The organism is Streptomyces sp. NPDC054866 (genome assembly GCF_053610745.1).
Genome location: NZ_JBSGZA010000003.1, coordinates 963,149 through 975,660 on the forward strand (window position 1 = coordinate 963,149; position 12,512 = coordinate 975,660).

14 protein-coding genes are annotated in these 12,512 nt (G+C 69.4%); 5 read left to right on the forward strand and 9 right to left on the reverse strand.

Annotation, left to right across the window (positions count from 1 at the left end):
* Positions 1-49 precede the first annotated feature (49 nt).
* Positions 50-1,120 (forward strand): SIS domain-containing protein, encoded by a 1,071-nt coding sequence (locus ACWGI2_RS19760; protein WP_453696552.1) that lies wholly within the window; start codon positions 50-52, stop codon positions 1,118-1,120.
* Between the two features lie 9 nt (positions 1,121-1,129).
* Here the strand turns inward: ACWGI2_RS19760 and ACWGI2_RS19765 are convergent, their stop codons facing one another.
* The gene (locus ACWGI2_RS19765; protein ID WP_453696554.1) at positions 1,130-1,876 is read right to left on the reverse strand and encodes an SDR family oxidoreductase; all 747 of its coding nucleotides are present in this window, start codon (positions 1,874-1,876) and stop codon (positions 1,130-1,132) included.
* Between the two features lie 93 nt (positions 1,877-1,969).
* Here ACWGI2_RS19765 and ACWGI2_RS19770 point away from each other — a divergent pair, with 93 nt between their 5' ends.
* Both ACWGI2_RS19770 and ACWGI2_RS19775 read left to right on the forward strand, forming a co-directional pair.
* Positions 1,970-2,566, forward strand: coding sequence for a TetR/AcrR family transcriptional regulator (locus ACWGI2_RS19770; protein ID WP_453397860.1), 597 nt, complete (start codon positions 1,970-1,972; stop codon positions 2,564-2,566).
* Between the two features lie 326 nt (positions 2,567-2,892).
* Positions 2,893-4,359, forward strand: a complete 1,467-nt coding sequence (locus ACWGI2_RS19775; RefSeq protein ID WP_160510515.1) for a sensor histidine kinase — start codon at positions 2,893-2,895, stop codon at positions 4,357-4,359.
* 203 nt (positions 4,360-4,562) lie between these two features.
* Here the strand turns inward: ACWGI2_RS19775 and ACWGI2_RS19780 are convergent, their stop codons facing one another.
* Both ACWGI2_RS19780 and ACWGI2_RS19785 read right to left on the reverse strand, forming a co-directional pair.
* Positions 4,563-4,820 (reverse strand): WhiB family transcriptional regulator, encoded by a 258-nt coding sequence (locus ACWGI2_RS19780; protein ID WP_016639615.1) that lies wholly within the window; start codon positions 4,818-4,820, stop codon positions 4,563-4,565.
* 318 nt (positions 4,821-5,138) lie between these two features.
* Entirely contained in the window at positions 5,139-6,107 is a 969-nt protein-coding gene (locus tag ACWGI2_RS19785) for a diacylglycerol/lipid kinase family protein (RefSeq protein ID WP_453696555.1), read from the reverse strand.
* A gap of 92 nt (positions 6,108-6,199) precedes the next feature.
* On the opposite strand from ACWGI2_RS19785, the gene ACWGI2_RS19790 reads away from it, so the two are divergent.
* Positions 6,200-6,652 carry a hypothetical protein gene (locus tag ACWGI2_RS19790; protein WP_160507160.1) on the forward strand — a complete coding sequence of 151 codons (453 nt, stop codon included), beginning with the start codon at positions 6,200-6,202 and terminating at the stop codon, positions 6,650-6,652.
* 79 nt (positions 6,653-6,731) lie between these two features.
* Here ACWGI2_RS19790 and ACWGI2_RS19795 read toward each other — a convergent pair whose 3' ends face one another.
* The 3 genes from ACWGI2_RS19795 to ACWGI2_RS19805 form a co-directional block, all read right to left on the reverse strand.
* The gene (locus ACWGI2_RS19795) at positions 6,732-7,775 is read right to left on the reverse strand and encodes an RNA polymerase sigma factor SigF (protein ID WP_453696557.1); all 1,044 of its coding nucleotides are present in this window, start codon (positions 7,773-7,775) and stop codon (positions 6,732-6,734) included.
* 17 nt (positions 7,776-7,792) lie between these two features.
* On the reverse strand, positions 7,793-8,206 hold the full coding sequence (locus tag ACWGI2_RS19800) for an ATP-binding protein (protein ID WP_135332116.1): 414 nt from the start codon (positions 8,204-8,206) through the stop codon (positions 7,793-7,795).
* A gap of 247 nt (positions 8,207-8,453) precedes the next feature.
* On the reverse strand, positions 8,454-8,714 hold the full coding sequence (locus tag ACWGI2_RS19805; RefSeq protein WP_160507162.1) for a UBP-type zinc finger domain-containing protein: 261 nt from the start codon (positions 8,712-8,714) through the stop codon (positions 8,454-8,456).
* 46 nt (positions 8,715-8,760) lie between these two features.
* On the opposite strand from ACWGI2_RS19805, the gene ACWGI2_RS19810 reads away from it, so the two are divergent.
* Positions 8,761-10,359 (forward strand): Na+/H+ antiporter, encoded by a 1,599-nt coding sequence (locus ACWGI2_RS19810; RefSeq protein WP_453696558.1) that lies wholly within the window; start codon positions 8,761-8,763, stop codon positions 10,357-10,359.
* On the opposite strand, the gene ACWGI2_RS19815 is transcribed toward ACWGI2_RS19810, so the two are convergent.
* From ACWGI2_RS19815 to ACWGI2_RS19825, 3 genes are all read right to left on the reverse strand, one after another.
* Entirely contained in the window at positions 10,338-11,276 is a 939-nt protein-coding gene (locus ACWGI2_RS19815) for a 1-aminocyclopropane-1-carboxylate deaminase/D-cysteine desulfhydrase (protein WP_453696559.1), read from the reverse strand. The two genes, ACWGI2_RS19810 and ACWGI2_RS19815, sit on opposite strands and share 22 nt — an antisense overlap.
* A gap of 87 nt (positions 11,277-11,363) precedes the next feature.
* Complete coding sequence (locus tag ACWGI2_RS19820; RefSeq protein ID WP_453397866.1) at positions 11,364-11,954, reverse strand: N-acetylmuramoyl-L-alanine amidase; 591 nt, start codon at positions 11,952-11,954, stop codon at positions 11,364-11,366.
* Positions 11,955-12,091: 137 nt separating this feature from the next.
* Positions 12,092-12,340 (reverse strand): hypothetical protein, encoded by a 249-nt coding sequence (locus ACWGI2_RS19825; RefSeq protein WP_453397867.1) that lies wholly within the window; start codon positions 12,338-12,340, stop codon positions 12,092-12,094.
* Positions 12,341-12,512: the final 172 nt, after the last annotated feature.

The window sequence follows — 12,512 nt, forward strand, 5'->3', positions numbered from 1 at the left end:
GCTCCCGCCCGTCGGGCAAGCCACGCCCCGAACGGGGAAAGTGGAAGGCATGACCGCCACGCCGACCACCCCGCAGAGCGAGCAGCCGGGCCGGATCATGGCCCGCGAGATGTCCGAACAGCCCGACGTCCTGCGCCGACTCCTCGACACCGGCGCCCCGGACATCCGCGAGACCGCCCGACTGGTCGCCGCCAAGAAGCCCCGCTTCGTCCTCCTCACCGCACGCGGCACCTCGGACCACGCCGCCCTTTACGCCAAGTACCTCCTGGAAGTCCGTCTGGGTGTGCCCTGCGGCCTCACCTCGATGTCCACCTTCACGGCCTACGGAGCCAAGCCCGACCTGAGGGACGTCCTGGCCGTCACCGTCAGCCAGTCCGGGGGCTCGCCCGACCTGGTGGCCTCGACCCGCGCGGCCCGCGAGGCCGGCGCGCTCACCCTCTCGGTGACCAACAACCCCGACTCGGCCCTGGCCGCCGTCTCCGAACACCACATCGACATTCAGGCCGGCCCGGAGAAGGCGCTCCCCGCCACGAAGACCTACACGGCATCTCTCCTCGCCCTCTATCTCTTCGTCGAGGGACTGCGGGGTGAAGACGGCGCCGCCGCCACCGCACTGCCCGGACTCGCCGCCCAACTCCTCGACCGCCAGGCCGAGATCAAGACCCTCGCCGCCCGCTACCGCTTCGCGGAACGCATGGTGATCACCTCGCGTGGCTACGGCTACCCGACCGCGAAGGAGGCGGCCCTCAAGCTGATGGAGACGAGCTACATCCCCGCCCTCGCCTACTCCGGAGCCGACCTGCTGCACGGCCCGCTCGCCATGGTCGACAACATCTCGCCCGTCATCGCGGTCGTCACCGACGGCAGAGGAGGGCAGGCCCTGCAACCGGTCCTCGACCGTTTGCGCGGACGCGGCGCCGACCTCGTGGTCGTCGGCCCGAAGGCCCAGGTCGAGCAGGCGTCGGCCGGTTTCGTCCTGCCGACCGACGGCGTACCGGAAGAGCTCCAGCCGATCCTGGAGATCATCCCCCTCCAACTGCTCGCCCACGAGGTCACCATCGCCCGCGGCCAGGACCCGGACGCGCCGCGCGCCCTGGCGAAGGTGACGGAGACCCGCTGACGCGGGGCCTCACAGACCGAGCGCCGAGCCTCCTGTCGCGTCGATGTACTGGCCGGTGATCCACCGGGCGTCGTCCGATGCGACGAAGGTGACGATGTCCGCCACGTCCGCCGGCTGGCCTATGCGGTCGAAGGTGGAGTAACCGGCCATCTCGGCGCGCTGCTTCTCGGGGATGCCGTCCATCATCTCCGTCTCGATGATCCCCGGCGCCACGGCATTGACCGTGATCCCGCGCGGGCCCAGGTCCTGGGCCAGGGTGTGCGTCAGGACATTCAGGGCTCCCTTCGTCATCGAGTACCCGATCGTGATCGGGAAGGCGATGCGGGTGACGCCCGAGGAGATGTTGATGATCCGGCCGCCGTCGCGCAGCCGGGACAGGCCCTTCTGGATGATGAAGAACGGCGCCTTCACATTGACCGCGAACACCCGGTCGTAGTCCGCCTCCTGGACCTCTCCCACCTGGCTGTAGAGCCCGATCCCCGCGTTGTTCACCAGGATGTCCAGGCCGTCCGCGTGCCGGTCGAACTCGGCCCAGAGGGCTTCGGCGTCTCCCGGGACACCCAACTCCGTACCGAAGGCGAAGGCGGATCCGCCCGCGGCCTCGATGGTCGCGACCGTCTCCTTCGCCGCTGTCTCGTTGCTGCCGTAGTGCACGGCGACCCGCGCGCCGTCCCGCCCGAGCCGCTCGGCGATGCCCCGCCCGATGCCGCGGCTGCCGCCCGTGACCAGTGCCGTCTTCCCCGCAAGCGTGCCCATGAGAGCCGCCCCCTATTTCTCTAGTGGTCGCTACAGAAAGAACCGTAGCGGACGCCGGGCCGTTTTTCTAGCGGCCGCTATACAATTCACTCCATGGCGACGAAACAGCGCGGACGCCCCCGCTCCTTCGACCGCGAGACCGCGCTGGAGCAGGCCCTGCGCACCTTCTGGGAACAGGGGTACGAGGCGACATCGGTCACGGATCTCACCCGGGCCATGGGCATCGGCGCCCCCAGCATGTACGCGGCCTTCGGTGACAAGCAGTCACTGTTCGAGGAGGTCGTGCTGCTGTACGGGCAGACGCACGGTTCCTTCGGCGAGCGCGCCTTCGCCGAGGAGCCGACCGTCCGCGGCGGAGTGGCGCGGATGCTGCACGAGGCCGCCGGCAAGTACACGGAAGCCGGACACCCCCGCGGCTGCCTGGTCATCTGCGCCGCGACGAACTGCGCGACGCCGGAGGTCGAGTCCGCTCTGCGCGACCGGCGCAACGCCAACGTCAGCTCCATCGAGTCCCGCATAAGAGCCGCCGTCGCCACGGGCGAGCTCCCCCCGGGGACGGACGCCCCCGCCCTGGCCCGCTACACCGGAGCCGTACTCCAGGGCATGTCCCAGCAGTCCCGCGACGGCGCGAGCCGGCAGGAGCTGGAAGCGGTCGCCGAGCTGGCCATGCGGGCCTGGCCCGATGTATAAGTCCGCTGGGCCACAAGTGAGAGAAAGAGACAACAACAAACATCTGCCGACGCATAGACACAAGTGAATGGTCTAGTCCACAATGCGTTGGTAAAGCATCCGCCCTTCCCGCACAGGAGGGCGGACCGAGGAACCGGCACTCTCTGCCCTGACCGTGTCGGATCCTCCGATCGGCCGTCCGGTACCGCACATTCCGGTGGTCGTGTTCCTGAAGGGCTGCGGTGCCGTGGGTGGGTTGAGGGTCCCGCCCTGGCGCCGCGGCTCGTCGGGAATCTCCCGGAGCGGGCCCGCCGGACGTGCCAGGTACGCTCGCACACGTGCCCTCCATGAACGACCTCGTACGCCAGCACACCGCTCTCGGTGACTCCGATCTCGAGTGGCTGCATCTGCTGGTCTCGGAGTGGCAGCTGCTCTCCGACCTCTCCTTCGCCGACCTCGTGCTCTGGGTTCCCACCCGCGACGGCACCCGCTATGTCTCCGTTGCGCAGATGCGGCCCAACACCGGGCCCACCTCCTACCAGGACGACATGGTCGGCCACCTCGTCCCGCGCGGCCGCCGCCCGCTGCTCGACGCCGCCCTCGACGAGGGCCGCATCGTGCGCGAGGGCGACCCCGAGTGGCGAGAAGAGGTCCCGGTGCGGGTCGAGTCCATCCCCGTACGCAGGGAAGGGCGCGTCCTCGGGGTCATCGCCCGCAACACGAACCTGCTCACGGTGCGCACCCCCTCGCGCCTTGAGCTGACCTATCTCCAGTCGGCGTCCGACCTGGCCCAGATGATCGCCGCCGGTTCCTTCCCGTTCCCCGGCCAGCAGGTCGACATGGACGCGTCCCCGCGCGTGGGCGACGGTCTGCTCAGGCTCGACGCCGACGGCATCGTCCAGTACGCGTCGCCGAACGCGCTCTCCGCGTACCACCGCCTCGGCCTCGCCGCCGACCTGGTCGGCCACCACCTCGGCACGGCGACCGCCGAACTCGCCCCGTCCCGCGGCCCGGTGGACGAGGCGCTCGCCAAGGTCGCAAGCGGCTGGGCGCCCCGCGAGTTCGAGATCGAGGGCGGCGACGGCGTGATCCAGCTCCGCGCGATCCCGCTCAAGCCCAAGGGCCCGCGCATCGGCTCGCTCGTCCTGCTCCGCGACGTCACCGAACTGCGCCGCCGGGAGCGGGAGTTGATCACTAAGGACGCGACCATCCGGGAGATCCACCACCGGGTGAAGAACAATCTCCAGACGGTCGCCGCGCTCCTTCGCCTCCAGGCGCGCCGCATCGACTCCGCCACCGGCCGCGAAGCCCTCGAAGAGGCCGTACGCCGCGTGGGCTCCATCGCCATCGTGCACGAGACGCTGTCCCAGAACCTGGACGAGCGCGTGGAGTTCGACGAGATCGCCGACCGCGTCCTCGCGATGGTGGCCGAGATCTCACCCGGCAAGGTCACCGGCCGGCGCACCGGCCGCTTCGGCATCCTGGACGCCGAGGTCGCCACCCCGCTGTCGATGGTCCTCACGGAGGTTCTGCAGAACGCCCTGGAGCACGGCTTCCAGGAGGGCGACACCGGAACGGTCGAGGTCTCCGCCGTGCGCGGCGGCACCAGCAAAGATGCTCGACTCCTCATCACCGTGCAGGACGACGGCGTCGGCCTGCCCGACGGCTTCGATCCGCACCGCTCGGGCAACCTCGGCCTGCAGATCGTCCGCACCCTGGTGGAGGGCGAGATGGGCGGCACGTTCGACATGGTGCGGGCCCCGGAGCGCGGCACGCAGGTCGTGCTCGACATTCCGGTGCGCGCCGACAAGTAGCGCAGGGGGAAGGGGAGATCACGGCAGATCGCCCCCGCCCGGCACCGCAGACGCAAAGCAGTGAGCCCCGGACCGAAGTGGTCCGGGGCTCACTGCTCACGTTGCGTTGCGCATCGGGGGTACTGCGCGGCTGCGGCTCGGGGGCGGGAGATGCGTACTCGCTGTACGCGCCGCCGGGCTCAGGCTCGTAGGGGGCGTGAGCGTCAGGCGCTGGCCTGGCGTGCACGGTTGCGAGCGGCGCGGCGCTTCATTGCGCGGCGCTCGTCCTCGCTGAGGCCACCCCAGACGCCGGAGTCCTGGCCGGACTCGAGCGCCCACTGCAGGCACTGCTCCATGACGGGGCAGCGGCGGCAGACGGCCTTGGCTTCCTCGATCTGCAGCAGCGCAGGACCGGTGTTGCCGATGGGGAAGAAGAGCTCGGGGTCTTCCTCGCGGCAAACGGCGTTGTGACGCCAGTCCATGGCTGCTACCTCTCCTTGGTATTACATGCAGGTTGCTTGTGAATGTGAACGCTTTCACGAATCCCTCGACGACGGAAGGGACTTTCGTCACATACGCGACGATGTCCTATGCGTTGAGGAGGGGGTTCTGGCTCTCTGTGGGGCCGATGTTGCGGGCCGTCCCGATCGCCATGTAGAGATTCGCAAACCTCGGCGGCGGATACAACCCCTTCCGGCAAGTTTTTTTTGATTCCTCAGTGTCGGCTGGGTCACAGCCGTACTTCCATGGGGTGGACCCTGGCCTAAACGTTCGAGTGAAAGGACTTTCGCCCCTTCTACTCACACAATCACACGCAGTGCACGGCGTACGCCTGTGAACGTCACGCTCGTGCGCAGCCCCAGGTGGTCGCCGTCCATCTGAAGCGGGAGCGGCACCTTCGAATGCAAGGTGAAGTCGGTGAGGTCATGGAGCGTAACCGCGTGCTTGCCGTGCGGTCCGCGATCGGGCGTCGACGTCAGGAGTTGCGTCCCGTACCGGGCCACCGCGGTGGTGGACAGCTTCTTCAGTCCGAGCACGTCGAGGCCCGTGTCGAAGGAGGCCTGCGGGGACGCGTACATCGGGCGATTGCCCAGGTAGGTGTAGGGGGAGGTGTTGCAGACTATGGAGAGCACGAGGTCGGTCACCGGGTCCTCGCCGGCCCGTTCCAGCGTGATCATTCCGTGCCTGCGGTGCGGCTCGTCGAGGAACTGACGGAACACCTGGCGCAAATACAGCGCATGGGTGGACCGCTTCCCGCGCTCCCTCTGCTGTTCGACCCGTCCCACCACTCCGGCGTCGAAACCGAATCCGGCGGCGAAAGTGAACCAGTGCCCGGGAACGGCTTCGTCCTCCGTGCCGGGAGTCCCCGACAGATGGCCGAGGCTCACTGTCCGTTCGCTTCCCTCACGCAGGGCGTCGAGCAGTGCGCCGGTCGCCTCCACGGCGTCGTTGGGCAGACCGAGGGCGCGCGCGAAGACGTTGGTGGAGCCGCCGGGGACGACGGCCAGGCGCGGCAGATGGGCCGGAGCGGGGCCGTTGTGCAGCAGGCCGTTGACGACCTCGTTGACCGTGCCGTCCCCGCCGAGGGCGACGACGAGCTCGATGTCCTTGCTCTCCGCGGCCTGTCTTCCGAGGTCCCGGGCGTGGCCGCGGTACTCCGTGGTGACCGCCTCGAGTTTCATCTCGCTCGCCAGCGCGTGGATCAGTACGTCACGCGTGCGCGCGCTGGTGGTGGTTGCCGCTGGGTTGACCACAAGGAGTGCACGCATGCGAAGCAGAGTACCTAGGGGTCGTTATCCGGCCTAGACCGAGGGGGCGGACCGGGGCCCGGAGCACGGACACGCACAGCTACCCTGCAAGGGTGAGTACTGAGCGGAACCCCACCCCCGAAGCCCCGCAGTCAGGCCCGCGTCCCGGACGCCTGACGGCCGCGGCGGCCCTCGCCGCGCTGGAGGGCGTCGCACTCATCGCCGCCGGTGTCTACATGCTCGTGATGGGCCTCGCGGGTGACCCCGACAATCCGGAACAGGCCACGACGGGCGGCATCACGCTGATCGTCCTCGCGCTCCTGCCCCTGCTCGCCGCCCGCGGTCTCCTGCTCCGCCGCAGCTGGAGCCGGGGGCCCGCCATCATCACGCAGATCATGGCGCTTCCGGTGGCCTGGCAGCTGCTGCAGGCCGACAGCATGGCCATCCCGGGCGGCATCGCGCTCGCCGCGGTCGCGGTGGCCGCGCTCGTGCTGCTGGTCAACCCCGCCACGACCGAGGCCCTCGGCATCCGGGGACCGGGGAACGTACAGGACGACGTGAAGTAGCCGTCCCGCACGCGACAGACCTGCTGAACGAGAGAGACCTTCCGAAGGAGCAGGCCAGGAGGGGCGGCCTGCTCCTTCGTCACTCCTCTACGAGGAGCTTCTCGCGCAGCTGCGCGAGCGTGCGGGCGAGGAGCCGGGAGACGTGCATCTGGGAGATGCCGACTTCCTGGGCGATCTGCGACTGCGTCATGTTGCCGAAGAACCGCAGCAGCAGGATGCGCTTCTCGCGCGGTGGAAGGTCTTCAAGGAGCGGTTTGAGGGACTCCCTGTACTCGACGCCCTCCAGGGCCTCGTCCTCCGCACCCAGGGTGTCCGCGACCGCGGGGGACTCGTCGTCCGTGTCCGGGACGTCCAGGGACAGCGTGGAGTACGCGTTGGCCGACTCCAGGCCCTCCAGGACCTCCTCTTCGGAGATGCCCAGTTTCTCGGCGAGCTCGTGCACCGTGGGCGAGCGGCCGTGCAGCTGGGACAGCTCGGCGGTCGCCGTGGTGAGGGCGAGCCTGAGCTCCTGGAGGCGCCGCGGGACCCGGACCGCCCACCCCTTGTCGCGGAAGTGACGCTTGATCTCGCCGACGACCGTGGGTGTCGCGTACGTGGAGAACTCCACGCCGCGCTCCGGGTCGAAGCGGTCCACGGACTTGATCAGGCCGATGGTGGCGACCTGCGTCAGGTCGTCGAGGGGCTCGCCGCGGTTACGGAAGCGGCGGGCCAGGTGCTCGACGAGCGGCAGATGCATGCGGACCAGCTTGTTGCGCAAATCCGCGTACTCAGGGCTGCCGTCCTTCAGCTCGCGCAGCTCGATGAACATCGCGCGTGCACCGCTGCGGTCCTGCGGCTCGTGCCGGGTGTGCTGCTGCTCGCTCATGTATCCCGCCCGTTGCGCGCCGCCCCGGACGGAGGGCTTCGCGCGCTCCTCCTGGGCGGTCGGCTCTGCCTGCTCCGACGCGTCAGCCACAGTCGACGGACCCGGCTGCTCCGGGTCCTCCGGGTGCGGCCTGGCCTGCTGCTCGGGGATGCCCGTGAGCGCCGGCTCCACCGGAGCCTCGCGCCCCCTTGTCGGCTTTATCGGCGCACCTCCCCGGCCACCGGGCAGACCCCGTGTGCCGCGCTCTTCGTCCCGCACCGGCCCCTCCCTGCCCCTCACGCCGGCCCGGGTCCCGCGCCGCGCTTCTTGTAGAGACTGATCGAGACGGTGTTGTCCTCGGCCACGGAGGAGTCGACCTGACCCGCGAGGGCGGACAGCACAGTCCAGGCGAAGGTGTCCCGTTCCGGGGCCCGGCCGTCGGTGGTCGGCGCCGAGACGGTCACCTCCAGGGAGTCGTCGACGAGCCGGAAGACGCAGCTGAGCACCGAACCGGGCACGGCCTGCTGGAGCAGGATCGCGCAGGCCTCGTCGACCGCGATGCGGAGGTCCTCGATCTCGTCGAGAGTGAAGTCCAAACGCGCCGCGAGACCGGCCGTAGCCGTACGCAGCACCGACAGGTAGGCACCCGCAGCCGGAAGGCGGACCTCGACGAAGTCCTGATTCCCGGGCTCGCCTGCGATCTGGGACACCCTCACCTCCAAGGTGGTACAAGCACTTTCGGGGCTCCAGGTCCGCCGTCCAGCGGCGGTCCGGACTGCGTCACACGGGTAACGCACCACGTAGTTCTGCGGTGACGCTACCGCGCTCCCCAGTTCCGTGTCCCGGGGACCCCGCTCCGTTGCTGTCACTCATAGTAAGCCTAAGGGTACGGAGAGTGGCTAGGGGTCTCGCGGTCTCAATTGGAGAGTACGGGCGTCGGGTTGACGTACCCAGGCCTCAGACGATCGAACCGTCCACGAAGCACCAACGCCAGCTCTCGCCAGGCTCGAAGGTCCTCATCACCGCGTGTCCGGTGTCCTTGAAGTGTGCCGTCGCGTGCTGGAAGGGCGAGGAGTCGCAGCAGCCCACATGGCCGCAGTCCAGACAGAGCCGCAGTTGCACCGGGTGACTGCCGACCGCGAGGCACTCAGGACAGGTCTCGCTCAGCGGGGCGGGCTCAGGGTGCGGCAGCGCAGCGACATGCGGGCACTCGTTCATGATTGCCAGGTTACGACGGGAACGCGTATCGCGGAGGGCCTGACCGATGGACGTACTGCCCCTGGTGGCACTGATCGCGGCGAGTGCCGCGGTGGCCGGAGCCGCGCGCTGGACCCCGGTGCCGGCGCCGCTGCTGCTCGTCGCGGTGGGTCTGGTCGCCGCGTACGTGCCCGGGGTTCCGGACTACCACCTGGACCCGCACATCGTGCTGCCGCTGATCCTGCCGCCCCTGCTGCACACCGCGGCCCTGGAGAGTTCGTACCTCGATCTGCGCGCCAACATCAGGCCCGTGGCGCTGCTCTCGGTCGGGTACACGCTGTTCGCGACCCTCGTCGTCGGCTATCTCGCGTATCTGCTGATCCCCGATCTGCCGCTGACCGCCGCGCTGGTCCTCGGCGCGGTGATCGCGCCGCCGGACGCGGTGGCGGCCACGGCCATCGCGCGGAAGGTGGGGCTGCCGTCCCGGATCACCACGATCCTCCAGGGCGAGTCGCTGGTGAACGACGCGACCGCGATCACCGCCTTCAAGGTCGCGCTCGCGGCTGCGGTCGGCGAGGGCGCGAGCTGGGCGGGCGGGATCCAGGAGTTCCTGGTGGCCGCGGTCGGCGGGGTCGGTGTCGGGCTGATCCTCATGGTGCCGATCCACTGGCTGCGCAGGCACATGAAGGAGGCGATGCTGCAGAACACCCTCTCCTTGCTGATCCCTTTCGTCGCGTACGCGGCCGCCGAGCAGGTCGGCGCCTCCGGAGTGCTCGCCGTGGTCGTCGTCGCCCTGTTCCTCGGACACCGCTCCTGGGAGGTCGACTTCGAGACGCGGCTCCAGGAAGCCGCCGTGTGGAAGGTGGTCGCGTTCATCCTGGAGTCGGCGGTCTTCGCGCTCATCGGTCTGCAACTGCCGCTCGTGCTCAAGGGGCTCGGCGAGTACGGCGGCGTACAGGCGGCCTGGTACGCGCTGGGGGTCTTCTTCTTCGTCGTCCTCGTGCGCTTCGTGTGGTCGTATCCGGCGACCTATCTGCCGCGGATCCTGTCGACGCGCATCAGGGAGCGGGAGTCCGACATGGACTGGCGGCGGCCGCTGATCGTCAGCTGGGCCGGGATGCGCGGTGTGGTGTCGCTGGCGATCGCCTTCTCGATCCCGCTCGTCATGGACGACGGGGAGCCGTTCCCCGCGCGCAACCTCGTCCTGTTCCTGACCTTCACCACGGTGATCGGCACGCTGGTCGTGCAGGGGCTCTCGCTGCCGTGGCTGATCCGGGTCTTGAAACTGCCGGGGCGTGACGCGCAGGCGGAGACGCTCGCGGAGGCGCAGGCGCAGAACGCCGCCTCGCAGGCCGCGGAGCGCAGGGTGGACGAACTCATGCGGGACGAGCGCAATCGCCTCCCAGAGCCCCTCCAGGACCGTCTGCGCACCGTCCTCGAGCGGCGCCGCAACTCCGTGTGGGAGCGGCTCGGTCAGTCCAACCCCGTGACGGGGGAGTCCGCCGACGACACCTACCGCAGGCTCGCTCGGGAGGCGATCGCCGCGGAGCGGGAGGTGTTCGTGAAGATGCGGGACGAGCGGCGCATCGACGACGAGATGATGCGGACCCTGCTGCGGAAGCTGGACCTGGAGGAGGCGGCGGCCTATCGGGAGGTCGAGGACTGAGCCGCGGGGGGCGCCGGCTCCGTCGCGGTGATGACCGCCGTGACGTTGCTGCCGGGGGGAAACGCGCCCTCTTCGGAGAGGGCTGTCAGCGCGTAGAGGAGCTTGGCCACGTAGACGCGCTCCACGGGGAGGCCGTGCCGGTCCTCGAAGTCGTTTGCGAACGCGGTGAGTTCAGAAGGCGTGCGGGCGTAGCCGCCGAAGTGGAAGCGCTCGTCCAGGTGCCAGTTGGCGGTGGGGGCGCCGAAGGCCCGCTGTTGCAGTGCCTGTATCTCGGGGCCGAGGAAGCCGCCCTTGAGTACGGGTATGCCGAGCGCGCGCTGGTCGGGGGCGAGGCCCGCGGCCATGCCGGCCAGGGTGCCGCCGGTGCCGCAGGCCACGGCCGCCGTGTGGGTGCGGCCGCGCAGCTCCTCGCCCAGGGCCGTACAGCCCTGAACGGCAAGGGAGTTGCTGCCCCCTTCGGGGATGACGTAGGGGTCTTCGGCGCCTGTCGCGCGCAGGAGGGCGGCCAGGACCTCCGGCTCGGTCTTCCTGCGGTACGTCGCCCGGTCGATGAAGTGCAGGCGCATTCCGTCGGCCTCGCATTGCGTGAGCGACGGGTTCAGGGGGCGGCCCGCGAGTTCGTCGCCGCGGACCACGCCGATGGTGGTCATGCCGAGGAGGCGGCCCGCCGCGGCGGTCGCCCTGAGGTGGTTGGAGTAGGCGCCGCCGAAGGTGAACAGGGCTTCGTGCCCCGCGGCGACGGCGGCGTCCAGGTTCAGGAAGAGCTTGCGGTACTTGTTGCCCGGGAGGTCCGGGTGGATCAGGTCGTCCCGCTTGAGTGTGAGAGTGACGCCTTGCCGCGTGAACCGGTCGTCCTGGAGCTCTTGGAGCGGGGACGGGAGCCGGGGGCGCGGGGTGGTCGGCGGGGTGGTGCTCACCCCGCCATTCTGCCCGCCGCCGTGCCGCCGGGCACGGCCACGGTCCGCCCGCTCGGGGCGCGCTCCTCGTTCGAGGTGTTCCTCGGCCTACTTGAGGCGTTCCTCGACGCGCTCCCGCATGGCGTTCATGGTGAAGCCCTTGGGATCGATCTTGCCCGGTTGCCATTCGAGGTGGCCGATCACCGAGCGGTGGGTCCAGCCGTGGTGGCGGCAGATGGCCGCCGAGACCCTCTCGATGGCGTCCAGCTGCGCGTCGGGCCAGGGATCCTCGCCGTCGCCGAGGTTCTCGCACTCGAAGCCGTAGAAGTGGCGGTTTCCGTCGGTGTTCGCTTCGTTGTCCGGGGGGAGCGCCTTCTCGGCGATGACCGCGCGCAGGACGTCGTCGTCACCGAGCCCCGCGTGGTTGGCGCGGCCGTACCCGACGAGGTGGACGCGGCCGTCCTTCGTGATGACGCCGTGGCAGAGCGGGCCGGGCAGCGAGGCATACCCGTCCCGGCAGATCTCCACCGTCCGCTCGCTGCCCGATGTCACCGTGTGGTGGATCATCACGCCGTGCACGGGCCCCCACGGCCCCTTGTGGTTGCGGTTGTGGTGAGGCCAGTCGCCGACTTCGACGACGGTCACTCCTTCGTCCTTGAGCACGTCGAGGAACCTGCCCGCGGACATGGGTGGGGCCATGGCCGACTCCTTTGCGGAGCACGACGGCCGCCTGTCGCGGACCGTCTTGTATGTCCGCTTTTACCGGAACCACGGTGCCCGGACCAGCCGTTCGGAGGGAATCCGTCGCTGTTCGGGCACCGTGCGAGCCGATTTGGTCAGCCGCGGTGTTCGCCGCTGTGCAGGAACGCGTCGCCGTTCGTCGCGATGTGGGCCTCGAGTGCCCGCAGGGCCTGCTGCGTGGCCTCGGGGGTTCCCGTGCCGTGCTGCTGCGCGTAATACGCCGCGCCCAGCTTCTTCAGGAGGTCGCCGCCCGTGCGCTGCGCCTGGACCTCGTCGATCTTCTGCTTTCCCTGAGTGAGTCCGCGCTGCGCCTGTTCCTTGGCGCGATCCAGGAAGCCTGCCATTGCCGTCTCCTACGGATTGGTGCGGGATGCTGCGAGATGGTGCATATCGGTACGAAGAGTATCGGCCGTTGTGTCCTGTTCAACGGATGCACGGATCTTGGAGTTCCCCGCCCCCGAGAACCCAGTTCCTGGTACGCGGGTGAGTGCCCCGTTCTCGCCCGATCCATTCCCG

Excerpts from the sequence above, each read along its gene's own strand:
- ACWGI2_RS19780 (WP_016639615.1), bottom strand. The coding sequence starts at position 4,820 with ATGGACTGGCGTCACAACGCCGTTTGCCGCGAGGAAGACCCCGAGCTC.
- ACWGI2_RS19825 (WP_453397867.1), bottom strand. The coding sequence starts at position 12,340 with ATGGCAGGCTTCCTGGATCGCGCCAAGGAACAGGCGCAGCGCGGACTC.
- ACWGI2_RS19810 (WP_453696558.1), top strand. The coding sequence starts at position 8,761 with ATGGACGTACTGCCCCTGGTGGCACTGATCGCGGCGAGTGCCGCGGTG.
- ACWGI2_RS19765 (WP_453696554.1), bottom strand. The coding sequence starts at position 1,876 with ATGGGCACGCTTGCGGGGAAGACGGCACTGGTCACGGGCGGCAGCCGC.
- ACWGI2_RS19775 (WP_160510515.1), top strand. The coding sequence starts at position 2,893 with ATGAACGACCTCGTACGCCAGCACACCGCTCTCGGTGACTCCGATCTC.
- ACWGI2_RS19770 (WP_453397860.1), top strand. The coding sequence starts at position 1,970 with ATGGCGACGAAACAGCGCGGACGCCCCCGCTCCTTCGACCGCGAGACC.
- ACWGI2_RS19785 (WP_453696555.1), bottom strand. The coding sequence starts at position 6,107 with ATGCGTGCACTCCTTGTGGTCAACCCAGCGGCAACCACCACCAGCGCG.
- ACWGI2_RS19760 (WP_453696552.1), top strand. The coding sequence starts at position 50 with ATGACCGCCACGCCGACCACCCCGCAGAGCGAGCAGCCGGGCCGGATC.
- ACWGI2_RS19805 (WP_160507162.1), bottom strand. The coding sequence starts at position 8,714 with ATGAACGAGTGCCCGCATGTCGCTGCGCTGCCGCACCCTGAGCCCGCC.
- ACWGI2_RS19820 (WP_453397866.1), bottom strand. The coding sequence starts at position 11,954 with ATGGCCCCACCCATGTCCGCGGGCAGGTTCCTCGACGTGCTCAAGGAC.